Annotated in this window: 18 protein-coding genes; 2 read left to right on the forward strand and 16 right to left on the reverse strand. The window is 69.1% G+C overall.

Going from position 1 to position 23,883, the window contains the following annotated elements; genetic code table 11:
• Positions 1-46: 46 nt before the first annotated feature.
• The 10 genes from OHA73_RS16255 to folC form a co-directional block, all read right to left on the reverse strand.
• A complete protein-coding gene (locus tag OHA73_RS16255; protein WP_266719684.1) occupies positions 47-1,990 on the reverse strand; it encodes a TIGR03960 family B12-binding radical SAM protein in 1,944 nt (647 codons plus the stop codon).
• Between the two features lie 41 nt (positions 1,991-2,031).
• The gene (locus tag OHA73_RS16260) at positions 2,032-3,585 is read right to left on the reverse strand and encodes a CYTH and CHAD domain-containing protein (RefSeq protein WP_327655391.1); all 1,554 of its coding nucleotides are present in this window, start codon (positions 3,583-3,585) and stop codon (positions 2,032-2,034) included.
• Positions 3,586-3,671: 86 nt separating this feature from the next.
• Positions 3,672-4,817, reverse strand: coding sequence for a rod shape-determining protein RodA (gene rodA / locus OHA73_RS16265; RefSeq protein WP_266725480.1), 1,146 nt, complete (start codon positions 4,815-4,817; stop codon positions 3,672-3,674).
• 54 nt (positions 4,818-4,871) lie between these two features.
• Positions 4,872-7,064, reverse strand: a complete 2,193-nt coding sequence (gene mrdA, locus OHA73_RS16270) for a penicillin-binding protein 2 (protein ID WP_266719680.1) — start codon at positions 7,062-7,064, stop codon at positions 4,872-4,874.
• A 104-nt stretch (positions 7,065-7,168) separates the two neighbouring features.
• Entirely contained in the window at positions 7,169-7,846 is a 678-nt protein-coding gene (gene mreD, locus OHA73_RS16275; protein ID WP_327655392.1) for a rod shape-determining protein MreD, read from the reverse strand.
• An 18-nt stretch (positions 7,847-7,864) separates the two neighbouring features.
• Positions 7,865-8,854, reverse strand: a complete 990-nt coding sequence (gene mreC / locus OHA73_RS16280) for a rod shape-determining protein MreC (protein WP_266719676.1) — start codon at positions 8,852-8,854, stop codon at positions 7,865-7,867.
• Between the two features lie 155 nt (positions 8,855-9,009).
• Positions 9,010-10,029, reverse strand: coding sequence for a rod shape-determining protein (locus OHA73_RS16285; protein ID WP_266719674.1), 1,020 nt, complete (start codon positions 10,027-10,029; stop codon positions 9,010-9,012).
• A 380-nt stretch (positions 10,030-10,409) separates the two neighbouring features.
• Positions 10,410-10,823, reverse strand: a complete 414-nt coding sequence (gene ndk / locus OHA73_RS16290; protein WP_267070475.1) for a nucleoside-diphosphate kinase — start codon at positions 10,821-10,823, stop codon at positions 10,410-10,412.
• Between the two features lie 99 nt (positions 10,824-10,922).
• On the reverse strand, positions 10,923-11,264 hold the full coding sequence (locus OHA73_RS16295) for a DUF4233 domain-containing protein (RefSeq protein ID WP_267070474.1): 342 nt from the start codon (positions 11,262-11,264) through the stop codon (positions 10,923-10,925).
• 5 nt (positions 11,265-11,269) lie between these two features.
• Positions 11,270-12,808, reverse strand: coding sequence for a bifunctional tetrahydrofolate synthase/dihydrofolate synthase (gene folC, locus OHA73_RS16300; RefSeq protein WP_267070473.1), 1,539 nt, complete (start codon positions 12,806-12,808; stop codon positions 11,270-11,272).
• Positions 12,809-12,941: 133 nt separating this feature from the next.
• Here folC and OHA73_RS16305 point away from each other — a divergent pair, with 133 nt between their 5' ends.
• Positions 12,942-13,964: a rod shape-determining protein gene (locus OHA73_RS16305; RefSeq protein WP_327655393.1), complete on the forward strand. Its 1,023-nt coding sequence runs from the start codon at positions 12,942-12,944 to the stop codon at positions 13,962-13,964.
• 89 nt (positions 13,965-14,053) lie between these two features.
• On the opposite strand, the gene OHA73_RS16310 is transcribed toward OHA73_RS16305, so the two are convergent.
• A complete protein-coding gene (locus OHA73_RS16310; protein ID WP_327655394.1) occupies positions 14,054-15,250 on the reverse strand; it encodes a sensor histidine kinase in 1,197 nt (398 codons plus the stop codon).
• Between the two features lie 174 nt (positions 15,251-15,424).
• Positions 15,425-18,049: a valine--tRNA ligase gene (locus tag OHA73_RS16315; protein WP_327655395.1), complete on the reverse strand. Its 2,625-nt coding sequence runs from the start codon at positions 18,047-18,049 to the stop codon at positions 15,425-15,427.
• Between the two features lie 115 nt (positions 18,050-18,164).
• Between OHA73_RS16315 and OHA73_RS16320 the strand changes: the two genes are divergently transcribed.
• Positions 18,165-19,214 (forward strand): hypothetical protein, encoded by a 1,050-nt coding sequence (locus OHA73_RS16320; RefSeq protein ID WP_327655396.1) that lies wholly within the window; start codon positions 18,165-18,167, stop codon positions 19,212-19,214.
• Between the two features lie 102 nt (positions 19,215-19,316).
• Here OHA73_RS16320 and clpX read toward each other — a convergent pair whose 3' ends face one another.
• From clpX to tig, 4 genes are all read right to left on the reverse strand, one after another.
• The gene (clpX, locus tag OHA73_RS16325; RefSeq protein ID WP_266719660.1) at positions 19,317-20,603 is read right to left on the reverse strand and encodes an ATP-dependent Clp protease ATP-binding subunit ClpX; all 1,287 of its coding nucleotides are present in this window, start codon (positions 20,601-20,603) and stop codon (positions 19,317-19,319) included.
• Positions 20,604-20,758: 155 nt separating this feature from the next.
• Positions 20,759-21,418: an ATP-dependent Clp protease proteolytic subunit gene (locus tag OHA73_RS16330; RefSeq protein WP_266719658.1), complete on the reverse strand. Its 660-nt coding sequence runs from the start codon at positions 21,416-21,418 to the stop codon at positions 20,759-20,761.
• A gap of 61 nt (positions 21,419-21,479) precedes the next feature.
• Entirely contained in the window at positions 21,480-22,085 is a 606-nt protein-coding gene (locus OHA73_RS16335) for an ATP-dependent Clp protease proteolytic subunit (RefSeq protein WP_266725478.1), read from the reverse strand.
• Positions 22,086-22,499: 414 nt separating this feature from the next.
• Positions 22,500-23,882, reverse strand: a complete 1,383-nt coding sequence (tig, locus tag OHA73_RS16340; protein ID WP_266719656.1) for a trigger factor — start codon at positions 23,880-23,882, stop codon at positions 22,500-22,502.
• Position 23,883 lies beyond the last annotated feature (1 nt).

The following is a 23,883-nucleotide window of genomic DNA, read 5'->3' on the forward strand; positions in this document are numbered from 1 at the left end:
AAGGGGCGGCCGGTTGGAGAACCGGCCGCCCCTTCGGGGTTGCGCGCTACTTGACGACGGTCAGCGGCAGGAGCTTCTTGCCCGTCGGGCCGATCTGGATGTCCGTGTCCATCGCCGGGCAGACGCCGCAGTCGAAGCACGGCGTCCAGCGGCAGTCGTCGACCTCGGTCTCGTCGAGCGAGTCCTGCCAGTCCTCCCAGAGCCAGTCCTTGTCGAGACCGGAGTCCAGGTGGTCCCAGGGCAGGACCTCCTCGTACGTGCGCTCACGCGTCGTGTACCAGTCGACGTCCACGCCGTACGCGGGCAGCGTCTTGGCGGCGCAGGCCATCCAGCGGTCGTAGCTGAAGTACTCGCGCCAGCCGTCGAAGCGGCCGCCGTCCTCGTAGACGGCGCGGATGACGGAGCCGATGCGGCGGTCACCGCGCGAGAGCAGTCCCTCGACGATGCCGGGCTTGCCGTCGTGGTAGCGGAAGCCGATGGAGCGGCCGTACTTCTTGTCGCCGCGGATCTTGTCGCGGAGCTTGGCCAGGCGCTCGTCCGTCTCCGTGGAGCTGAGCTGCGGCGCCCACTGGAACGGGGTGTGCGGCTTCGGGACGAACCCGCCGATCGACACCGTGCAGCGGATGTCGTTGCCCGCGACCTCGCGGCCCTTGGCGATCACGTTGGCCGCCATGTCCGCGATCTGCAGGACGTCCTCGTCGGTCTCGGTGGGCAGGCCGAGCATGAAGTACAGCTTCACCTGGCGCCAGCCGTTGCCGTACGCGGTCGCGACCGTACGGATCAGGTCCTCTTCGGAGACCATCTTGTTGATGACCTTGCGCATGCGCTCGCTGCCGCCCTCGGGGGCGAAGGTGAGGCCGGAGCGGCGGCCGTTGCGCGTCAGCTCGTTGGCGAGGTCGATGTTGAAGGCGTCCACGCGGGTCGACGGGAGGGACAGACCGATCTTGTCCTCCTCGTACCGGTCCGCCAGGCCCTTCGCGACGTCACCGATCTCGGAGTGGTCCGCGGAGGACAGCGAGAGCAGGCCGACCTCCTCGAAGCCGGTCGCCTTGAGACCCTTGTCGACCATCTCGCCGATGCCGGTGATGCTTCGCTCCCGCACGGGGCGCGTGATCATGCCGGCCTGGCAGAAACGGCAGCCGCGGGTGCAGCCGCGGAAGATCTCGACGGACATCCGCTCGTGGACGGTCTCCGCCAGCGGCACGAGGGGCTGCTTCGGGTACGGCCACTCGTCGAGGTCCATGACGGTGTGCTTGCTGACCCGCCACGGGACGCCCGACTTGTTCGGCACGACGCGGCCGATGCGGCCGTCCGGCAGGTACTCGACGTCGTAGAAGGCCGGGATGTAGATGTTCCCGGTCTTCGCGAGACGGAGGAGGACCTCCTCGCGTCCGCCCGGACGCCCCTCGGCCTTCCAGCCGCGGATGATCTCGGTCATGTCGAGCACGGCCTGCTCACCGTCGCCGATGACCACGGCGTCGATGAAGTCGGCGATCGGCTCGGGGTTGAAGGCCGCGTGGCCGCCCGCGAGGACGATCGGGTCCTCGACAGTGCGGTCCTTGGACTCCAGCGGGATGCCGGCCAGGTCGAGCGCGGTCAGCATGTTCGTGTAGCCGAGCTCGGTGGAGAAGCTGAGCCCGAAGACGTCGAAGGCCTTCACGGGGCGGTGCGAGTCGACCGTGAACTGCGGAACCTTGTGCTTGCGCATCAGTTCCTCGAGGTCCGGCCACACGCTGTACGTGCGCTCGGCGAGGACGCCCTGGCGCTCGTTGAGCACCTCGTACAGGATCATGACGCCCTGGTTGGGCAGGCCGACCTCGTACGCGTCCGGGTACATGAGCGCCCAGCGGACGTCGGTCTCCTCCCACGGCTTGACCGTGGAATTCAGCTCACCGCCGACGTACTGAATCGGCTTCTGCACATGGGGCAGCAAGGCTTCGAGCTGCGGAAAGACAGACTCCACCGTCGAGGCGGCGGCATCGGCAGGCATAACCGTTGACCTTCGTGAGCTGACAGGGGTGACCATCTAGCCTAACCCGCCGAAAGCTCCCGCCTCTCCGCCCTTGCCCAGACCCCCGGCAGCTCGCGCTCGCGGTCGGCGGCGGCCGCCTGCTCCTGCCCGTACAACAGGCCCCACGTGAACGCGGTCTCCCCCGCCCCGTGCGCCTGGATCCCCAGCTGGCGCAGGGCCTCCCGGGCGACGACGGAGTCCTGGTGATCACCGAGCACGCTCTGTACGCCCTTCATGCGCTTGGCGAACTTCTTCGCCTGCTTGCCGAGGACGGGCCGCGCCGCCTCCCCGGCGTAGCGGGCGCGCTTGGCGGCCTTGCGGGCTTCGTGCAGCGCGACGTCGCGGCGCGTGCCCGGTTCCAGGGACAGGGCGTGCTCGACGCGGGCGGCGAGGCGGGCCTTGTCCTTGCGGGCGGCCTTCACCATGACCTCGGCGGCGGGCTTGTCGGCGGCGGGCAGCAGCGGCGGGTCTGCGAGCAGCGCGTCCAGGCTGTTGAGCAGGGCCATGTACCGCTTGCCGTCGAGTACGGCGACGGTGTGGCGGCGCGAGCCGTGGCGGCGGGCGACGGCCCAGATCCGCAGCCGGCCACGGACCGGGCCGAGCAGCAGCGTCCTGGGCACCGCGTCGATCCGCCCGGTGAGCCGCTCGGTGAGCACCTCGCGGTCCCGGTCGATGCCCAGCTCGGCCGCGAGCCACTTCAGCTCCTCGCCGACGGCCCCGGTGACGGCCGGGTCGAGCACCTTCTTGTACGTCTTGAACGCGCTGCGCATCCGGCGGGTGGCCACGCGCATCTGGTGCACCGAGTCCGGCAGATCGCGGCGCACGGCGGGGTCGAGCTCGACGAGGGCGTCGCGCTGGGCGCGGAGGCGGGCGAGGACGCGGGCGCCCGCGGTGTCCGGGCCCGGGGTGTCAGGGGTGTCCGGTTCCGCTCCGGCTCCGGCGGACGTCTCCGGATGCGTACGTTGCTCGGCCCCGGTCTCCTCCAGGGCGCGGGCCAGCTTCGACGCGGAGGCGGACCGCTCGACGCCCGCCTTGCGCAGCCGCTTCTCGACCTTGCCGAGGAAGGCCGGGTCGGCGCCGTCCGCCAGTTCGACCTCGATCTCGGTCCAGGCGGTGGCCCGCTCCCCGTCGGCCCGCTCGGCGCGCACGGCGTCGACACACACCTCGGCGAGCAGCGAGCCGTCGGCGTCGGTCAGGTGGGACACGTCCCGCGACGAGCGGAGCCGGACGACCGGAATGAGCTCGTCGCCGCGGACCCGGGAGCGTACGAGGCCCGCGAGGGCGCGCGGCAGGGTGTCGGACGGCGGGGCCTGCACCTCGTCGCGGACGCCCTCGCTCAGTGAGACCGGCAGTTTCAGGTGCCAGCCCGCGTCGGCGCCGCCGCTGCGGTGGCGCAAGGTGATCCTGTCCTCGGCGAGGCGCTGGTCCTCGGTGTCGTAGTAGACGGCGTCGAGTTCGACGACGCCCTTGTCGATGACGGCCGATACACCTGGGACCTTGAGCAGGTCGGGCAGCCGGAAGTTGTCGGTCGGGGCGTCGTACTTTCGCTCGATCTCGCGCTTTGTCTCCGCCATAACCCGAATTTAGACGTCACCGGCACCGGGGCCAAGGTCTCGGGGCGCTGCCCCGGACCCCGCTGCTCAATCGCTGCAGGGGCTCGTCATGCCGACATCGGCCTCTGCACCTTGATCGATTGCAGCAGCCCGACCGCCACCCACACCGCGAACATCGATGAACCGCCGTACGACACGAACGGGAGCGGGAGGCCCGCCACCGGCATGATGCCCAGCGTCATGCCGACGTTCTCGAAGGCCTGGAAGGCGAACCAGGCGATGATGCCCGCCGCGACGATCGTGCCGTACAGCTCACTCGTGCCGCGCGCGATCTTGCACGCCCGCCACAGCACCACGCCGAGCAGCAGCAGGATCAGGCCCGCGCCCAGGAAGCCGAGCTCCTCACCGGCCACCGTGAACACGAAGTCCGTCTGCTGCTCCGGCACGAACTGGCCGGTGGTCTGCGAGCCGTGGAAGAGGCCCGCGCCGGAGAGCCCGCCCGAACCGATCGCGATGCGCGCCTGGTTGGTGTTGTAGCCGACGCCCGCCGGGTCGAGCGCGGGGTTGGCGAAGGCCGCGAAGCGGGCGATCTGGTAGTCGTCCAGGACGCCCAGCTTCCAGACCGCCACCGCGCCCGCCGCGCCGACGCCGATGAGCCCGAGCACCCACCGGTTCGAGGCGCCCGACGCGAGCAGCACGCCGAGCACGATCATCACCATCACCATGACGGACCCGAGGTCCGGCATCAGCATGACGATCATCATCGGGACGGCGGCGAGGCCGAGGGCCTGCAACACCGTGCGGTGGTCGGGGTGTTCGCGGTCGCCCGCGTCGACGCGGGTCGCCAGCAGCATCGCCATGCCCAGGATGATCGTGATCTTCACGAACTCGGAGGGCTGGAGGGAGAAGCCGCCGGGGAAGAGGATCCAGGCGTGCGCCCCGTTCACCGTGGCGCCGAGCGGGGTGAGGACGAGGAGCACGAGGAAGACGGAGATCCCGTACAGGATCGGCACCGCCGTGCGCAGCGTCCGGTGCCCGAGCCAGATCGTGCCCGCCATCAGCGCGACGCCGATGCCGGTGTTCATCAGGTGCCGGAACAGGAAGTAGTACGGGTCGCCCTGGTTGAGCTCGGTCCTGTTGCGCGTGGCCGAGAAGACGAGCGCGGCGCCGATGAACGACAGCGCGATCGCCGAGAGCAGCATCGGCCAGTCGAGCCTGCGCACCACCGAGTCGCGGGCCATGAGCCGCGTCATGGTGGAACGCTGCGGCCCGTAGCCGGAGACGGAGAAGCCATTACCGGCCACCGGTCAGTCCCTCCTGCTGTTGCCGTACGAGGAGGTGGGCAGCGTCGCCGCCAGCTCCTGCTGGGCGGGCGTCGTGTCCTTGCCCGGCTGGAACGGCTTGATCTCCGGGGCGTCGATCGAACCGTCCTTCTGGATCTTCGGCAGGCTCTTCTCCGGCTCGGGCAGCAGGGCCTTCTTCTTGTTGATGCCGCCCTTGTTGTCGACGCCGTAGAGCGCGTCGTAGATCTTGCGGACGGCGGGGCCCGAGGCTCCGGAACCCGTACCACCCTGGGCGATCGTCATGACGACCGAGTAGTCCTTCGTGTACGTCGCGAACCACGACGTCGTCTGCTTGCCGTAGACCTCGGCCGTGCCGGTCTTGGCGTGCATCGGGATCTTGTTCTGCGGCCAGCCGCCGAAGCGCCAGGCGGCGGTGCCCCGGGTCGCCACGCCCGCGAGGGCCTGGTCGATGTGGCGCTGGGTCTGCTTCGTCATGGGCAGCTTGCCCTGCGCCTTCGGCGCGATCTCGCTGACCTGCTTGCCGTCGGGGCTGATCACGGCCTTGCCGACCGCGGGCTGGTAGAGCGTGCCGCCGTTGGAGATGGCGCCGTAGATCCTGGCCATCTGGATCGGGGTGACGAGCGTGTCGCCCTGGCCGATGGAGTAGTTGACCTCGTCACCGGCGCGCATCACGTTGCCCTGGCGGCAGTTCTCCCAGTTGAGGCGCTCGACGTAGGTGCCGTCCCGCTTGCCGCCCTTGCACCAGGCGTCCTTGTTGGCCTTCCAGTACTGCTGCTTCCACTTCCGGTCGGGGACCCGGCCGTTGACCTCGTTGGGGAGGTCGATGCCGGTCTCCTTGCCGAGACCGAACTGGTGGGCCGTCTTGTAGAAGGAGTCGTCGGTGTTGACGCCGGCCTTGGGGTGGATGCCGCCGAGCTTCTGCCACTCCTTGTGGGCGATGCCGTAGAAGACGGTGTCGCAGGAGACCTCGAGGGCGCGGCCGAGGCTGATCGGGCCGAAGTTCTCGGACTCGAAGTTCTTGAAGACCTGGCTGCCGATCGAGTACGAGCTGGTGCACGGGTAGCGGCCGTTGAACGGGTAGCCGGCGTTGACCGCGGCGGTGCTGGAGATGACCTTGAAGATCGAGCCGGGCGCCGACTGGCCCTGGATCGCCCGGTTCAGCAGCGGGTAGTTGGACTTCTTGCCGGTGAGCTTGGAGTAGTCCTTGCCGGAGATGCCGCCGACCCAGGCGTTCGGGTCGTACGTCGGGTTGGAGGCCATGGCGACGACGCGGCCGGTCTTGGCCTCCATCACCACGACCGAACCCGCGTCGGCCTTGTAGTTCGTGCCGGTGTTCTTGTCGAACTCGTGCCGGGCGGCCTTCATCGCCGCGTCCAGCTCCTTCTCGGCGACGGACTGCACACGGGCGTCTATCGACGTGACGACGTTCGCTCCGGGCTCGGCCTTGTCGCTCTCGGCGCGGCCGATGACGCGGCCGAGGTTGTCGACCTCGTAGCGGGTGACACCGGCCTTGCCGCGCAGGTCCTTGTCGTACGTGCGCTCCAGGCCGCTGCGGCCGACCTGGTCGGAGCGCAGGTACGGCGAGTCGGAGTTCTTGGCCTTCTCGATCTCCGCGTCGGTGACCGGGGAGAGATAGCCGAGGACCTGCGCGGTGTTGGAGCCGCCGGGTCCCGCGTAGCGGCGCACGGCGGTGGGCTCCGCGGTGATGCCGGGGAAGTCCTCGCTGCGCTCGCGGATCTGCAGGGCCTGCTTGGGCGTGGCCTCGTCGGTGATCGGGATCGGCTGGTACGGCGAGCCGTTCCAGCAGGGCTGCGGCGTCTTCGCGTCGCAGAGCCGCACCTTCTCCTGGACCTGCTTGGGCTTCAGCCCGAGGACCTTGGCGAGCTTGGCGAGGACGGCCTTGCCGTCGTCGTCCATCTTCATCAGGTCGGTGCGGGAGGCGGAGACGACGAGCCGGGTCTCGTTGTCGGCGAGCGGGATGCCGCGGGCGTCGAGGATGGAACCGCGGGTGGCGGGCGTGACGACCTGCTGGACGTGGTTCCCGGAGGCCTCCTTGGCGTACTCGTCGCCGTTGCGGATCTGGAGGTACCAGAGGCGGCCGCCGAGGGTGAGCAGGAGGGAGAGGACGAGGATCTGGAGGATGATGAGGCGGATCTGGACGCGGGGTGTCCGGCCCGTCTCGGGGATGTTGGTCACTGTGGCGTGCTCCCCCTCTCAGTACGAGGACGTGTACGAGTACGAGTAGGTGTACACGCCGAAGCTGTGCGTGCCTGCGCTGTCGTCGGTCAACTGCCGTGCGCTCACAGGCGCTTGACCCCCTTGATGCGGCCCGCACGGGAGGCGCGCGCCTTGACCGTCCGCATGCGCAGGCCGCCGCTCTTGCCGCCGATGCTCAGGCCCGTGCCACCGCCGGAGAGCCAGCCGGAGGAGACGTCGGCGGCCTTGGCGGAGCTGCCCGAGGTCTCGCCCAGCGGATCGTTCTCCGCCCGTCTGGCGAGCGCCATCACCCCGGGTACGACGAACGGGGCGAGCAGCAGGTCGTAGAGGGCCGCGGTGAAGATGAGGCTGCCGAGGCCGACGTCGCGGGCGGCGGTGTCGCCGACGAGCGCGCCCACACCCGCGTACAGCAGGGTCGTGCCGATGGCGGCGCCGACGACCACGAGCATGGGTCCTGCGGCCGAACGCAGCTGGCCGCTCTCGGGCTTGGCGAGGCCCGCCAGATAGCCGATGACGCAGAGCACGAGGGCGTAGCGGCCGGCGGCGTGGTCGGCGGGCGGGGCGAGGTCGGCGAGCAGTCCCGCGCCGAAGCCGACGAAGGCGCCGCCCACGTGCCCGTACACGAGGGCCAGGCCGAGGACGGTGAGGAGCATCAGGTCGGGGACGGCGCCGGGCAGTTGCAGCCGGGCCAGGACACAGACCTGGAGGACGAGGGCCACGACGACAAGGACCGTGGACAGCAGCATTCGGTTGAAGCGCATGATTCCTTGCTCCTCCTGCTACTGCTGGTCTGCGTTGTTGTCGGCGGCGTTCTCGCCATTGCCGGCGGCGTTGCCTTCGCCATTGCCCTCGCCGTTCGCGCCCGGGGTGGCCGTCACGGTCACGGTGGGCGTCGGCTTGGGCTTGGCGGGTTTCTTCGGCAGCACCGTGTCCCTCGGGTCGGTGCGCGGTGCCTGCACGACCACACCGACGACGTCGAGCTTGGTGAAGCCGACGTACGGCTTCACGTAGACGGTGCGGGTCAGGTCGCCGCCGGAGGGGTCGACGCGGACGACGCGGCCGACCGGGACGCCGGGCACGAACGGCTTGTCGGCCTGCGAGCCGAAGGTGACGAGCCGTTCGCCCTTGCTCACCTTGGCCTTGCCGTTGAGCAGTTGGACGCGCAGCGGGCGGTCGCCCTGCCCGGAGGCGAAGCCGAGCTCGTCGGACTTCTCCATGCGGGTGCCGACGGTGAAGTCCGGGTCGTTGGCCAGCAGCACGGTGGCGGTGTTCGGGCCGACGGTGGTCACACGGCCGACGAGTCCGTCGCCGTTGAGCACCGTCATGTCGCGCTTGAGGCCGTCGTTGGCGCCGGCGTCGATGGTCACGGTCCAGGAGAAGCCCTGGGCCGAGCCGATGGCGATGACCTGGGCGCCCTTGATGCCGTACTGGCCCGCGCCCGCCGTCTTCAGCATGGCGTCGAGCTGGCGGACCTTGCTGCGGTTGCGGTCCCCGCTGCCGAGCTTCGCCTTCAACGCGGCGTTCTCGTGCTCCAGTTCGCCGATGCGGTTGTGCCGCTTGTCGGAGTCGCGGACCGCGCTTATGGCGTTGCCGATCGGGTCGACCGCGCCCGAGACCCCGTTCTCCACCGGGCCGAAGACCGTGGCGGCGGCGTGTCGGGCACCGTCGACAGGCGAGTCCTCGCCGCCGCGGATGTCCACCGTGATCAGCGCGAACGCGATGGCGATCAGCAGCACCAGGAGCAGCCGGCTCTCTCGTGTGTCCCTCACGTGCGGCGGCCGTGCCTTCCTCTGTCGTTTGCGTCGAGCGGTGCCCGGCAGTGCCGAGCGCTGCTGGGGAGGATTTCTTGTGCGCCTTGCCTATATATCAACGATCCGCCGCACGAGGTGGCAGGCACCCGTACGGCGGACGTTTTCACTTCACATCATCTGCGCGGTGAGGCGTCCAGAACCTGCTGGAGCGCCTCGAACTCCTCGACGCACTTGCCGGAACCGAGCGCCACGCTGTCCAGCGGGTCCTCGGCGATATGGATCGGCATGCCGGTCTCGCGGCGCAGCCGTTCGTCGAGGCCGCGCAGCAGAGCGCCGCCACCGGTGAGAACGATGCCGCGGTCCATTACGTCACCGGACAGCTCGGGCGGGCACTTGTCGAGGGTGGTCTTCACGGCGTCGACGATCGCGTTGACCGGTTCCTCGATCGCCTTGCGGACTTCCGCCGCCGAGATGACGACGGTCTTGGGCAGCCCCGACACCAGGTCGCGGCCGCGGATCTCGGTGTGTTCGTCGGAGTCGAGGTCGTACGCGGAGCCGATCGTGATCTTGATCTGTTCGGCGGTGCGCTCACCGAGGAGGAGCGAGTACTCCTTCTTGATGTGCTGGATGATCGCGTTGTCCAGCTCGTCGCCCGCGACGCGGATGGACTGCGCCGTGACGATTCCGCCGAGCGAGATCACCGCAACCTCGGTGGTGCCGCCGCCGATGTCCACCACCATGTTGCCCGTGGCCTCGTGGACCGGGAGGCCGGAGCCGATGGCCGCGGCCATGGGCTCCTCGATGATGTGCACCTGGCGGGCACCGGCCTGCGAAGAGGCCTCGATGACCGCGCGGCGCTCGACGCCGGTGATGCCGGACGGCACGCAGACGACGACACGAGGCCGGGCGAGGTAGCGCCGCTTGTGCACCTTCAGGATGAAGTAGCGGAGCATTCGCTCGGTGATCTCGAAGTCGGCGATCACGCCGTCCTTCAGCGGGCGGACCGCCACGATGTTGCCCGGCGTACGCCCGATCATCTTCTTGGCTTCGGCGCCGACCGCGAGGATGCCACCGGTGTTGGTGTTGATAGCGACCACGGACGGCTCATTGAGCACGATCCCTCGACCCCTGACGTACACCAGCGTGTTGGCGGTCCCGAGGTCGACAGCCATGTCACGGCCGATGAACGACATTGAGTTCCCCATCAGGATTCGTCTGGCCTTCCCAAGTGGAGCGTTTGATGGCTTGTCAGGTAGGCGAGAGGTGGACGCGGTGTGGCGTGGAGGCTCCATCGTAGTCTCGCCTGCACGATCACGGCGCGAGGGTCTTCGCCATTGTCAGCATGGGAGTCCCCGCCCCGCTAATGGGGACGTCCCGACGGAGGAGTGCGTTCCCCCAATCGGGCCGCATATGCAAAAGAGCGGCCCGAATTCTCGGGCCGCTCCTGGTCAGTGGCGCTCCGTGACTGACGCTGCATCAGAAAACGAACTCGCCGGTCTCATGGAGCGGACACCGGGTGTCTCACGCGAGTGAGCCGAAGTCCGGAATGCGAGAAGACCGGATAGACGACCCGTTACGCGAAATCAGGGAAGAAAAGCTTCATCTCGCGCGCCGCCGACTCCTCGGAGTCGGAGGCGTGGATCAGGTTCTCACGAACGATGCTGCCGAAGTCACCACGGACCGAACCGGGCGCGGCGGCGATCGGGTCCGTCGGACCGGCCAGCTGGCGTACGCCGTCGATCACGCGCTCACCCTCGACGACCAGGGCGACCACCGGACCCGAGGACATGAAGTCGACCAGCGGCTCGTAGAACGGCTTGCCCTTGTGCTCGCCGTAGTGCGCCTCCAGCGTCTCCTGGCTCAGGCTGCGCAGTTCGAGCGCGCTGATCGTCCAGCCGGCCTTGCGCTCGATGCGGCCGATGATCTCGCCGATCAGGCCGCGGCGGACGGCATCGGGCTTGAGCAGGACGAGCGTGCGCTGGGTCATTCGCGGGACTCCTTGTAGGCCTGGATGTGCGGTGACGCCCGAGGTTACAGGGCGTGACCATCACCCTGGCAGGCGGGCGGCACCGGGTCCCCAGGGCCCTCAGGCCTGCTCGGCCTGCGCCGCCCACCGTGCCTTTGCCTCGTCGACCTTGCGGCCGAAGTGGACCGAGGCCCACCACAGGCCCGCGAAGCAGGCGCCGAGGAAGAACATGACCGGGACGAAGAAGCCGCTGATGATCAGGGCGATCTGCAGCGCCCAGCCGAGCTGCACGCCGCCGGGCCGCGTCACCATGCCGCACAGCAGCACGCTGAGCAGCATCGCGACGCCGCTCACCGTCCACACCAGGGCGGCCGACAGGTCGGGCTCCTTCATGGCGACGAGCCCGGCGAAGCCGATGACGAAGAACTCGGCGAGCAGCGTCGAGGAACACAGGATGCGCACGGCGATCAGCCCTTCCCGAGGAGCAGCCGGGCTTCGCCGACCGTGATCACGGAACCGGTGACGAGCACTCCCCCGCCCGCGTACTCGCCCTCTTCCTCGGCGAGCGTGATCGCGGCCTCCAGCGCGTCGTCGAGGCGCGGCTCGACCTGGACGCGCTCGTCGCCGAAGACCTCCACCGCGATGCCCGCCAACTCGTCGGCGTTCATGGCCCGGTGGCTGGAATTCTGCGTGACGACGACCTCCGCGAAGATCGGCTCGAAGGCCTCGAGGAGCCCCCGTACGTTCTTGTCGCCGCTGGCGCCCACGACACCGATGAGGCGGCTGAAGTCGAAGACCTCGCCGATCGCCTCGGCGGTGACTCGGGCGCCCGCCGGGTTGTGCGCGGCGTCGAGCACGACCGTCGGCGAGCGGCGCACGACCTCCAGGCGGCCCGGCGACGTGGCCGAGGCGAACGCGGTGCGGATGGTGTCGATGTCGAGCAGGCGTGCGTGCTGCGAGCCGATGCCGAAGAACGCCTCGACTGCGGAGAGCGCCACCGCCGCGTTGTGCGCCTGGTGCGCGCCGTGCAGCGGCAGGAAGATGTCCTCGTACTCGCCGCCGAGCCCGCGCAGAGTCACCAACTGGCCGCCGACGGCGACCTCGCGCCGGACGACGCCGAACTCCAGGCCCTCGCGGGCCACGGTCGCGTCCGTCTCCACGGCCTTCTTGAGGATCACCTGCGCCGCGTCCACCGGCTGCTGCGCCATGATCACGGAGGCGTCCTGCTTGATGATCCCGGACTTCTCGCCGGCGATCTCGCCGGGCGTCTCACCGAGCCGGTCGGTGTGGTCGAGGTCGATGGGCGTGATGACCGCGACCGATCCGTCGATCACGTTCGTCGCGTCCCAGCTGCCGCCCATGCCGACCTCGACGACCGCCACGTCCACCGGGGCGTCGGCGAAGGCCGCGTAGGCCATGCCGGTCAGCACCTCGAAGAACGAGAGGCGGTACTCCTGCCGGTCGTCGACCATCTCGATGTACGGCTTGATGTCGTCGTACGTCTCGATGAAGCGCTCGTGGTCGATCGGGGCGCCGTCCAGGCTGATCCGCTCGGTGATCGACTGGACGTGCGGCGAGGTGTACCGGCCGGTGCGCAGGTCGAAGGCCGTGAGCAGGGCCTCGATCATGCGGGCCGTGGACGTCTTGCCGTTCGTGCCCGTGATGTGGATCGAGGGGTACGCGCGCTGCGGCTCACCGAGCACGTCCATCAGCGCCGCGATGCGGTCGACGGAGGGCTCGAGCTTCGTCTCGCCCCAGCGGGTGGCGAGCTCCGTCTCCACCACCCGCAGCGCCTTCTCCACCTCGGGGTCCTGCGGGCGGGCCGGAATGCCGTCGCCCTGCGGCGGGGTCGACTGGGTGCGCAGGGTGCGACTGCCGGCCTCGATCACCGCGAGGTCGGGGTCGCGGGTGGTCTCTTCGCCGACGATCTCTTCGAACTGGTCGGCGTCGTCGGGGTTGTCGGGGGAGCCGTAGTCGCTGCTGTCGCGCGGGGGGAGGTCACTCACGCACGCCAGTCTACGGAGGTCCACCGACAGCGCGCCCGACGCCACCCGACGTCCCGGTTCGGGACTTTAGGCCTGTCCGTTTCGGGACCTTGGTCCCTCCGGAACGCCCTTCCGCCCGGCAAACTTGCTGATCATGGACATAGGCATCGATCTCGGCACCGCCAACACCCTTCTCTACGTGCGCGGTCAGGGGATCGTGCTGAACGAACCGTCCGTCGTCGCCGTGAAGGCCGGTTCCGGCAAGGGCGGTGGCCACGGTGAAGTGCTCGCCGTGGGCAGCGAGGCGAAGGAGACCATCGGGCGCACGCCGGGGTCGATCACCGCGATCCGGCCCCTGCGGGACGGTGTGATCAGCGACTACGAGGCGGCCGAGGCGATGATCCGGCACTTCGTCCGCAAGGCGGTGCCGGGACGGCGCCCCCGTACGCGCATGGTGGTGTGCGTGCCGAGCGGGGTCACGCCCGTGGAGCGGCGGGCCATCGAGCACGCGGCACAGCGGGCCGGGGCGAGGGCCGTGCACCTGATCGAGGAACCGATGGCGGCGGCGATCGGGGCGGGGCTCCCGGTCGCCGATCCGCGCGGGTCGATGGTCGTGGACATCGGCGGCGGCACGAGCGAGGTGGCCGTCATCTCGCTGGGCGGCGTGGTCACTTCGCAGTCGCTGCGGGTCGGTGGCGACCGGTTCGACGAGGCGATCACGGACTACGTGCGCAAGGAGCACGGGCTGCTGATCGGCGAGCGCACGGCCGAGGACATCAAGGTCGCGATCGGCTCGGCGTGGCCCGTACCTGGTGAGGACGCGTTCGAGATGCGGGCGTTCACCGTGCGGGGGCGGGAGAAGGTGGTGGGCCTGCCGAAGACTGTCGAGCTGACGGTGCGCGAGGTGCGGGCCGCGCTGGACGAGCCCGTGGAGTCGGTGATCGCCGCGGTGAAGGCGACGCTGGAGGAGTGCCCGCCGGAGCTGTCCGGGGACGTGATGGAGCACGGGATCGTACTGACGGGTGGGGGCGCGCTGCTTCCCGGCCTTGATCTGCGGATCGCTTCCGCGACGGGGATTCCGGTGTTCGTGGCGGACGATCCGCTGGACAGCGTGGCGTTGGGGTGCGGGAAGTGTGTGGACGACTTTGACGGGTTGCAGCGGATGCTTGCGGCGTAGGTCGCCGGTGGGGCCGGGTTTGTGCGGCGGGTGCGGACTCGCTGTGGTTGCGTTTTTGCGCAGTTCCCCGCGCCCCTAAAAGACACCCACTACGTCCTGGCCGGGAAAGCCGCCTCCACCTCGTACGTGGACTGGTCCGTCGGGCCCGCCCTGAATGTGCCGCCCAAGGAGTCGACGCGTTCCGACATGCCGGCCGTGCCGGTACCCGCCGAGACCGGGGCGACGGTCGGCGTATCGGTCGGCAGCGGGTTCGTGACCGTTGCGCGGAGGCGGTTCGCTGTTACCGCTACGGTCACCGTCACCGGTTGGCCAGGGGCGTGTTTCGCGGCGTTCGTGAGGCACTCCTGGACCACGCGGTAGACCGCGGCCTGGCGCAGCGGGGACTGGGCGCGGGCGGCGGCGTCCACGTCGACGGCGACCTCGTTGCCGGCCGCCGCGCTCTCCTCGGCGAGCCGGGGCAGCGCGTCGAGGCCGGGGGTGGGGGCGCCGCCTCCGCTGCCGCGGCGCACGACGATCTCGTTGAGCAGCAGGTGCGCCCGCCGCGCCGTCTCGGACAGCTCGTCGAAGTCCTGCTCCCAGTGCTCGCCGCGGGCCCGCCGCGACAGCACCTCCGCCCGCACCGAGAGCATCGTCAGCTCGCGGCCCACGAAGTCGTGCACGTCGCCCGCGACATCGGCGCGCTCCTGCTGCACGGCCTGGAGCAGCGCGGTCTCGGCGCCCTTGACCTCCAGGGCGCGCACGAGGTCGATGCGGCGCGCGGCGATGCCGACGCCGGTGGCGAGCACCCCTATGGGCACGGCGAGGGCGAGGAACTGGCTGACGCTCTCGCCGCCCCGGTACGCGGGCCATTCGAAGAGCGCGAACGCGGCACAGGCCCAGACGAGGTAGCCGCAGCAGGCGAGGATGCCGGATCCCCGGCCCCGGTAGCGGGCCACGGAGTACAGGGCGAACTGGATCAGGGTCACATCGTGCAGCCAGCCGAGGAAGACCATCCCGACGGCGAACGACAGCCAGGGCCCCCACGGCCCGCGCCTGCGCAGCAGCAGCGTCGCGGCACCGAGGGCGAGCACGAGCGTGGCGGACGTCCCGTTGAGCGCGTTGTCCGCCCTGGCCAGGCCGGGGATGTCCAGGCCCATCAGGGCGAAGCAGCCGGCGGCCGTGACGAGGTCGACGGCGTGCGGGGTGCCGCGCCAGCGCTCCAGGCGCGACCAGAGACGGCCGAGGCGACGGCCCGCGACACTCGCCGCCGCTCCGCTCGTCGCCGGCCCGTCGGCCTCGTCGTGCATTGAGCCCCATCTCCCCGTGACTACGCCCGGTACGTCCCCTTTCTTACCTTGGCCGGGTACGTCCGGGCATCTTGTGCCACCGCGAAGCACGGGCGCCTCGCCCGCGCCGTCGGCCCCAGAACGCGCGAGGGCCCCCGGAACCCTGCGGTTCCGGGGGCCCTCGTGTACGTACGGTCAGGCCTGCGGCAGCCGGTCCAACTGGGCCTGGATCCGGGCGATGTCCTCGTCCGCCTTGGCGAGGCGGCCCTTGATCTTGTCGACCACGTGGTCCGGGGCCTTGGCGAGGAACGCCTCGTTGCCCAGCTTGCCCTCGGACTGCGCCTTGTCCTTCTCGGCGGCGGCGAGGTCCTTGGCGAGGCGCTTGCGCTCGGCCGCCACGTCGATCGCGCCGGACAGGTCGAGCGCCACCTCGGCGCCCGCGACCGGCAGCGTGGCGGTGGCCGTGAAGCCCTCGCCCTCCGGCTGCAGCTTGAGCAGCTGGCGGATCGCCGGCTCGTGCGCGGCGAGCGCGGTGCCGTCCAGGGTGAGGCGGGCCGGGACGCGCTGGCCCGCCTTGAGGCCCTGGTCGCCCTTGAAGCGGCGGACCTCGGTGACGACCTGCTGGAGCGTCGCGATCTCCTGCTCGGCGGCGTCGTCGCGGAAGCCGCTGTCCGTCGGCCAGTCGGCGATGACCACGGACTCGCCGCCCGTGAGCGTCGTCCACAGCGTCTCGGTGACGAACGGGACGACCGGGTGGAGGAGGCGCAGCATGACGTCCAGGACCTCGCCGAGGACCCGGCTCGACACCTTCGCCGGCTCGCCGCCCGCCATGAACGTCGTCTTCGACAGCTCGACGTACCAGTCGAAGACCTCGTCCCACGCGAAGTGGTAGAGCGCGTCGGAGAGCTTCGCGAACTGGTAGTCGTCGTAGAACGCGTCGACCTCGGCGACCGTCTTGTTGAGCCGCGACAGGATCCAGCGGTCCGTCGCCGTCATCTCGGACGGCTCCGGCAGCGGGCCCTCGACGGTCGCGCCGTTCATGAGCGCGAAGCGCGTCGCGTTCCAGATCTTGTTGGCGAAGTTGCGGGACGCCTGGACCCAGTCCTCGCCGATCGGGACGTCGATACCGGGGTTGGCGCCGCGCGCGAGCGTGAACCGCAGCGCGTCGGAGCCGTAGGTGTCCATCCAGTCCAGCGGGTTGACCGCGTTGCCGAAGGACTTCGACATCTTCTTGCCGTGCTCGTCACGGACCATGCCGTGGAACGCGATGGTCTTGAAGGGGATCTCCCCGTCCATCGCGTACAGGCCGAACATCATCATCCGGGCGACCCAGAAGAACATCAGGTCGTAGCCGGTGACCAGGGCCGAGTTCGGATAGAACTTGGCCAGGTCCTCGGTCTGCTCCGGCCAGCCCAGCGTGGAGAAGGGCCACAGGCCGGACGAGAACCAGGTGTCCAGGACGTCGGTGTCCTGGTGCCAGCCCTCGCCGCTCGGCGCCTGCTCGTCGGGGCCGACGCAGACGATCTCGCCGTTCGGGCCGTGCCAGACGGGGATGCGGTGGCCCCACCACAGCTGGCGCGAGATGCACCAGTCGTTGAGGTTGTCGACCCAGTCGAAGTAGCGCTGCGACAGGTCGGCGGGGTGGATGTTCACCCGGCCGTCGCGGACCGCGTCGCCCGCGGCCTTGGCGAGCGTCTCGACCTTCACCCACCACTGCAGCGAGAGCCGCGGCTCCAGCGTCGTCTTGCACCGCGAGCAGTGCCCGACCGAGTGCACGTACGGCCGCTTCTCGGCGACGATGCGGCCCTCGGCCCGCAGCGCGGCGACGATCGCGGAGCGCGCCTCGAAGCGGTCGAGTCCCTCGAAGGGGCCGTGGGCGGTGATGATGCCGCGCTCGTCCAGGACTTCGAGCGCCTCGAGGTCGTGGCGCTGGCCGATCGCGAAGTCGTTCGGGTCGTGGGCAGGGGTGACCTTGACGGCGCCGGTGCCGAACTCCGGGTCGACGTGCGTGTCCGCGACGACGGGGATCGTGCGCCCGGTCAGCGGCAGCTTGATCTGCTTGCCGATCAGGTGCGCGTACCGCTCGTCGTCCGGGTGCACGGCGACCGCGGTGTCGCCCAGCATCGTCTCGGCGCGGGTGGTCGCGACGACGATGGTGTCCTCGCCCTCGCCGTACTTCATGGAGACGAGCTCGCCGTCGTCGTCCTGGTAGTCCACCTCGATGTCCGAGATGGCCGTCAGGCAGCGCGGGCACCAGTTGCTGATGCGCTCGGCTCGGTAGATCAGGCCGTCGTCGAACATCTTCTTGAAGACGGTCTGGACCGCGCGGGACAGGCCCTCGTCCATCGTGAAGCGGTCGCGGCTCCACGCCACACCGTTGCCCAGGCGGCGCATCTGACCGGCGATCTGGCCGCCGGACTCGGCCTTCCACTGCCAGACCCGCTCGACGAACGCCTCACGGCCCAGGTCGTGCCGGGACAGGCCCTCCTTGGCGAGCTCGCGCTCCACCACGTTCTGCGTGGCGATGCCGGCGTGGTCCATGCCGGGCTGCCACAGCGTCTCGAAGCCCTGCATGCGCTTGCGGCGCGTGAGGGCGTCGATCAGCGTGTGCTCGAACGCGTGGCCCAGGTGCAGGGAGCCCGTGACGTTCGGCGGCGGGATGACGATCGTGTACGGCGGCTTCTCGCTCTTGGGATCGACATCGAAGTAACCGCGCTCTACCCAGCGCTCGTACAGCGGCCCCTCTACTTCGGCCGGCGCGTACTGGGTCGGCAGTTCGGAGGTGGGCGCTGGCGTCTGCTGCTGAGAGTTCTCGGTCACCACGCCAGTTTAGAGGGGTCACAAGCTCGTACTGAAACCGAATCCGGTGGAACGGATCGCACCTACGTACGTCAGGATGTCGGCAGCACATAAGCAACGGGAGGGAACGCCAGTAATGAGCCACAACCAGCCGGGCCCCTATGGGAACCAGCCGCCCCAGCAGCCGGGCCCTTACGGCCAGCAGCCGCAAGCGCCGGGGCCCTACGGTCAGCCGCAGCAGCCGGGTCCGTACGGCCAGCCGCCGCAGGCGCCGCAGCCCGGCTACGGTTACCCGCAGCAGCCGCCCCAACAGGCACCCCAGGGCGTTCCGCCTCAGCAGCAGCCGGGCCCGTACGGTCAGCCGCCGCAGCAGGCGCCCGGCGGTTACGGCCAGCCCCAGCAGCCGGGTCCCTACGGTCAGCCGCAGCAGGCTCCGTACGGCCAGTACCCGCAGCAGCCGCCCACCGGCGGGGGCGGCAACAAGAAGGTGCTGGGCATCGTGATCGGCGCGGTGGTCGTGGTGGCGGCTCTCGGGGCGGGGGGCTACTTCATCTTCGGTGGCGGTGACAGCGGCAGTGGCGGCGGCGGGTCCGTGGCGGACGACGGCTCGCACAAGCTGACGACCCCGGCCACGGTCCTCGGCGAGTACCAGAAGAGCAGCTCGAACACCTCCAGCAGCGGCACCTTCAGCGACAGCGACCTGGAGGAAGCCAAGAAGTGGGGCGTGACCGACCCCAAGAGCGTGAACGCCAGCTACAAGGCGGGCTCCGGCACCTCGGTCAAGGCGATCAACTTCGGTGGCGTCTACGGCAAGATCGAGGACCCGGAGAAGGTCGTCGACTCGATGTTCACCGAGATGGAGAAGAAGTCCCAGGAAGAGGCCGGCGGCGCGAGCGGCGCCAAGGTCTCCTTCGAGGGCTCGCCCCAGAAGTTCGAGCCGGCCGGCTTCAAGAACGGCGTCATGAAGTGCCAGAACGCCAAGTACGAGATGCCCGGCGGCAGTTCGTCCACCGCGGGCGTGCCGTCGAGCTTCAAGATGCCGATGTGCATCTGGGGTGACCACAGCACGGTCACGTACATCGTGTACTCGGACAGCGGCGCCATCATCTCGAAGAAGGAGCAGCCGCTGAGCGAGGCGGCCGACACGACGGCGAAGCTGCGCAACGAGGTACGCGTCAAGTCCTGACGGGTCAAGTCCTGACGGCAGGAACGCGCATGAGAAGGGCCCCGGTCGGAGATCCGACCGGGGCCCTTCTCGTGCCGACTGGCGTTGCCGACTGGCGTGCCGCTACGCCGACTTCTGCTCGCCGCTGCCGCCGCCGCGGGCGTCCCGCGGGATCAGCGTCGGGTTCACGTTCGAGTGGACGGCTTCCGCGGTGATGACGACGCGGGCCACGTCCTTGCGGGACGGGACCTCGTACATCACCGACTGGAGGACCTCCTCCATGATGGCGCGCAGCCCTCGCGCGCCGGTGCGGCGCAGGATCGCCTGGTCGGCGATGGCCTCGAGCGCCTCGCGCTCGAAGTCCAGCTCCACACCGTCGAGTTCGAAGAGCCGCTCGTACTGCTTGACCAGAGCATTCTTCGGCTCGACGAGGATCTGGAGCAGCGCCTCACGGTCGAGGTTCTGGACCGCGGTGATGACCGGGAGGCGGCCGATGAACTCCGGGATCATCCCGAACTTCACCAGGTCCTCCGGCATGACCTCCTGGAACTGGTCCTTCTCGTCGAGCTCGCGCTTGGAGTGCAGGGTCGCGCCGAAGCCGATGCCCTTGGCGCCCGCCCGCGACTCGATGATCTTCTCCAGACCGGAGAACGCGCCGCCCACGATGAACAGCACGTTCGTCGTGTCGATCTGGATGAACTCCTGGTGCGGGTGCTTGCGGCCGCCCTGCGGCGGAACCGAGGCGCTGGTCCCCTCAAGGATCTTGAGGAGCGCCTGCTGTACACCCTCACCGCTCACATCACGCGTGATCGACGGGTTCTCCGACTTGCGGGCGACCTTGTCGATCTCGTCGATGTAGATGATCCCGGTCTCGGCCTTCTTGACGTCGTAGTCGGCCGCCTGGATCAGCTTGAGCAGAATGTTCTCGACGTCCTCGCCGACGTAGCCCGCCTCCGTCAGCGCCGTCGCGTCGGCGATGGCGAACGGGACGTTGAGCATGCGCGCCAGCGTCTGTGCGAGGAGCGTCTTGCCGGAGCCGGTCGGGCCGAGGAGAAGGATGTTGGACTTCGCGAGTTCGATCGCGTCGTCCCGCCCGTTCGCCCCGCCGTTCTCGCCGGCCTGGACGCGCTTGTAGTGGTTGTACACCGCGACGGACAGGGCCTTCTTGGCGGCTTCCTGTCCTACGACGTAGCTCTCGAGGAACTCGTAGATCTCGCGCGGCTTGGGCAGTTCCTCCCAGCGCACTTCGCTCGTCTCCGCGAGCTCTTCCTCGATGATCTCGTTGCAGAGGTCGATGCACTCGTCGCAGATGTACACACCGGGGCCTGCGATGAGCTTCTTGACCTGCTTCTGACTCTTTCCGCAGAACGAGCACTTGAGCAGATCGCCGCCGTCACCGATGCGTGCCACGAGGTGCTTCCCCTTCGCCTGGGAGACGCCACGTTCAGCGGCTCCTGGTGCCTGTATCCGACGGTACCTTGCCGGGCCCCCCGTTCGGGCCCCCCTTGGCAGGGTTCACTTTTACGTGGCCCCTGCCAAGGGGACGGCAGACGATACAGCGCGTGTTACGCGATCGCCTCGTTGTTCATCTTGCGCGTCGAGACGACCTGGTCGACCAGACCGTACGCCAGCGCGTCCTCGGCCGTGAGGATCTTGTCGCGCTCGATGTCGTCGCGGATCTTCTCGATCGGCGTCGTCGAGTGCTTGGCCAGCATGTCTTCCAGCTGCGCACGCATACGCATGATCTCGTTGGCCGCGATCTCCAGGTCGGAGAGCTGCTCACGGCCGGTGCCACCGGAGGGCTGGTGGATCAGCACACGCGCGTTGGTCAGCGCCATGCGCTTGCCCGGGGTGCCGGCGGCCAGCAGGACGGCGGCCGCGGAGGCGGCCTGGCCCATGCAGACCGTCTGGATGTCCGGCTTCACGAACTGCATCGTGTCGTAGATGGCCGTGAGGGCCGTGAACGAGCCGCCGGGGCTGTTGATGTAGATGGAGATGTCGCGGTCCGGGTCCATCGACTCCAGGCACAGCAGCTGCGCCATGACGTCGTTGGCCGACGCGTCGTCGATCTGCACGCCGAGGAAGATGATGCGCTCCTCGAAGAGCTTCGCGTACGGGTCGTACTCGCGCACACCCTGCGAGGTGCGCTCGACGAAGCGCGGCACCACGTAGCGGTTGTCGACCTGGGGGCCCTGGTACAGGCCGCTGCCGGGGAAGTTGTTCATGGTCGGTGTTCCGTCCTGGTGAAGGTGGGCTTGGCTGGCTGTGCCGACGTGATCGCGAGGATCAGGCGCCGGTGCCGCCGCCGCCCGGAACGCCCGTAGCGGCAGTGATGATCTCGTCGATGAGGCCGTACTCCTTGGCCTCCTCGGTGGTGAACCAGCGGTCGCGGTCACCGTCACGGATGATCGTCTCGACGCTCTGGCCCGAGTGTCGCGCGGTGATCTCGGCCATGCGCTTCTTCGTGCGCAGCAGGTACTCGGCCTGGATCTTCACGTCCGACGCGGTACCGCCGATGCCCGCGGAGCCCTGGTGCATCAGGATGTCGGTGTGCGGCAGCGCGAAGCGCTTGCCCGCCGAGCCGCCGGTCAGCAGGAACTGCCCCATGGAGGCGGCCATACCCATGCCGATGGTGACGACGTCGTTCGGGATGTACTGCATGGTGTCGTAGATCGCCATGCCGGCCGTCACCGAGCCGCCAGGGCTGTTGATGTACAGGAAGATGTCCTTGTCCGGGTCTGCGGCAAGGAGCAGCATCTGTGCGGTGATCTTGTTCGCGATGTCGTCGTCGACCTGCTGGCCGAGGAAGACGATGCGCTCGCCGAGCAGCCGGTTGTAGACATGGTCGCCGAGGCCACCACCGATGGACGGCTCGCCTGCGGCGGAAGGCATCAGATTCGTCACGGATCCACCTGCTCGTCTCTGACGGCTACGCGCCGTCTCGCGTCTTTAGCTGGGGCCGGGGGTCACGCTCGCGACTCCCCTGCCCTCCTCTTCATGGACCCTAACGCGCGGCCCCCTCCGGGGAATCCCGCGGAAGGAACTGTTCGCTGTGAGCGCAGGTACGTTGCACTCGCGTGTGAGCAGGGTGGAAGCGCCCCGTAAGGGGCGCGGGGCTGTGTCGATATGCGGCTCCGCCGCGTGGGCGCGCGCAACTCACGACGAGCGCCATGGGCCACAGGGCGTGACGTCGTCGCGGCTGCGAGCCGGATGTGGTTGCGCGCGCAGTTCCCCGCGCCCCTTAAAAGCAGGCCCCCGGAACCATCACGGTTCCGGGGGCCTGCTCACACGTTCCTGGCGGAGCGCTTACTTGTCCTCGGCCTCAGCGGCCTCGGTGGAGTCGGCGGCGGCCTCGGTGGCCTCCTCCGTCTCCTCCTCGTCGTCGGACAGGTCGACGACCTCGCCGTTGGTGTCCTTGACGGTGGCGGCCTCGACGACCACGGCAAGGGCCTTTCCGCGGGCGACCTCGCCGACCAGCATCGGGACCTGGCCACCCTCGACGACCGCCTGGGCGAACTGGTCGGGGGACATGCCGGAGGAAGCGGCGCGGCGCATGAGGTGCTCGGTGAGCTCCTCCTGGCTGACGTTCAGCTTCTCCTTGTTGACGAGCTCGTCGAGGACGAACTGCGTCTTGATGCCCTTGACGGCCTGCTCACTCGTCTCGGCGTCGAACTCCTCGACCGTCTTGCCCTGGATCTCGAGGAACTTCTCGAGGTTCAGGCCCATCTGGCCGAGCTGGTGGTTCTCGAGGTTGTGCTTGCGGGTCTGGACCTCGTCCTCGAGCAGCTTCTCCGGGACGGGAACCTCGACCAGCTCGAGCAGCTTCTCCAGGACGCGCTCCTGGGCCTGCGTGGCCTGGTCGTTCAGCTTCTGGTTCTCGAGGCGCTTGCGGCTGTCGGCCTTCAGCTCGTCGAGGGTGTCGAACTCCGAGGCGAGCTGCGCGAACTCGTCGTCCAGCTCCGGCAGTTCACGCTTGGCGACCTGGCTCACCTTGACGGTGACCTCGGCGTCCTTGCCCTCGGCGGAGCCGCCCTTGAGCTCGGAGGTGAAGGTGGCCTCGCCACCGGCCTCCAGGCCCTTGACGGCGTCGTCGATGCCGTCGAGGAGCTCGCCCGAGCCGATGGTGTACGAGACACCGGAGGCGACGCCGTCCTCGAGGACCTCGCCCTCGACCTTGGCCTCCAGGTCGATCGTCACGACGTCGCCGTCCTCGGCGGCGCGCTCGACCGGCGCGGTGGAGGCGAAGCGGTCGCGCAGCTGCTCGACGGCCTTGTCGACGTCCTCTTCGGTGACCTCGGTGGCGTCGACCTCGACCTCGATGCCGGAGTAGTCCGGGATCTCGATCGTCGGGCGGACGTCGACCTCAGCGGTGAAGTTCAGCGTCTCGCCGTCCTTCAGGTCCGTGATGTCGACCTCGGGCTGACCGAGGACATTGAGCTCCGCCTCGTTGACGGCCTCGGTGTAGAACTTCGGGAGCGCGTCGTTGACAGCCTCTTCGAGCACCGCACCGCGGCCGAAGCGCTGGTCGATGACGCGGGCCGGGATCTTGCCCTTGCGGAAGCCCTTCACCGTGACCTGCTGGTTGATCTTCTTGTACGCCGCGTCGAGGCTGTCCTTGAGCTCCTCGAAGGGCACCTCAATGCTGAGCCGAACCCGGGTCGGGTTCAGGGTCTCGACGGCGCTCTTCACG

The sequence above is a fragment of the Streptomyces sp. NBC_00483 genome (assembly GCF_036013745.1).
Taxonomy (GTDB): domain Bacteria; phylum Actinomycetota; class Actinomycetes; order Streptomycetales; family Streptomycetaceae; genus Streptomyces.

What these genes read in the sequence shown, in the direction of transcription:
- OHA73_RS16255 (WP_266719684.1), bottom strand. Translation starts at nt 1,990, where the DNA reads ATGCCTGCCGATGCCGCCGCCTCGACGGTGGAGTCTGTCTTTCCGCAG.
- OHA73_RS16260 (WP_327655391.1), bottom strand. Translation starts at nt 3,585, where the DNA reads ATGGCGGAGACAAAGCGCGAGATCGAGCGAAAGTACGACGCCCCGACC.
- rodA (WP_266725480.1), bottom strand. Translation starts at nt 4,817, where the DNA reads ATGACGCGGCTCATGGCCCGCGACTCGGTGGTGCGCAGGCTCGACTGG.
- mreD (WP_327655392.1), bottom strand. Translation starts at nt 7,846, where the DNA reads ATGCGCTTCAACCGAATGCTGCTGTCCACGGTCCTTGTCGTCGTGGCC.
- OHA73_RS16285 (WP_266719674.1), bottom strand. Translation starts at nt 10,029, where the DNA reads ATGTCGTTCATCGGCCGTGACATGGCTGTCGACCTCGGGACCGCCAAC.
- ndk (WP_267070475.1), bottom strand. Translation starts at nt 10,823, where the DNA reads ATGACCCAGCGCACGCTCGTCCTGCTCAAGCCCGATGCCGTCCGCCGC.
- OHA73_RS16305 (WP_327655393.1), top strand. Translation starts at nt 12,942, where the DNA reads ATGGACATAGGCATCGATCTCGGCACCGCCAACACCCTTCTCTACGTG.
- OHA73_RS16310 (WP_327655394.1), bottom strand. Translation starts at nt 15,250, where the DNA reads ATGCACGACGAGGCCGACGGGCCGGCGACGAGCGGAGCGGCGGCGAGT.
- OHA73_RS16320 (WP_327655396.1), top strand. Translation starts at nt 18,165, where the DNA reads ATGAGCCACAACCAGCCGGGCCCCTATGGGAACCAGCCGCCCCAGCAG.
- OHA73_RS16330 (WP_266719658.1), bottom strand. Translation starts at nt 21,418, where the DNA reads ATGAACAACTTCCCCGGCAGCGGCCTGTACCAGGGCCCCCAGGTCGAC.
- OHA73_RS16335 (WP_266725478.1), bottom strand. Translation starts at nt 22,085, where the DNA reads ATGCCTTCCGCCGCAGGCGAGCCGTCCATCGGTGGTGGCCTCGGCGAC.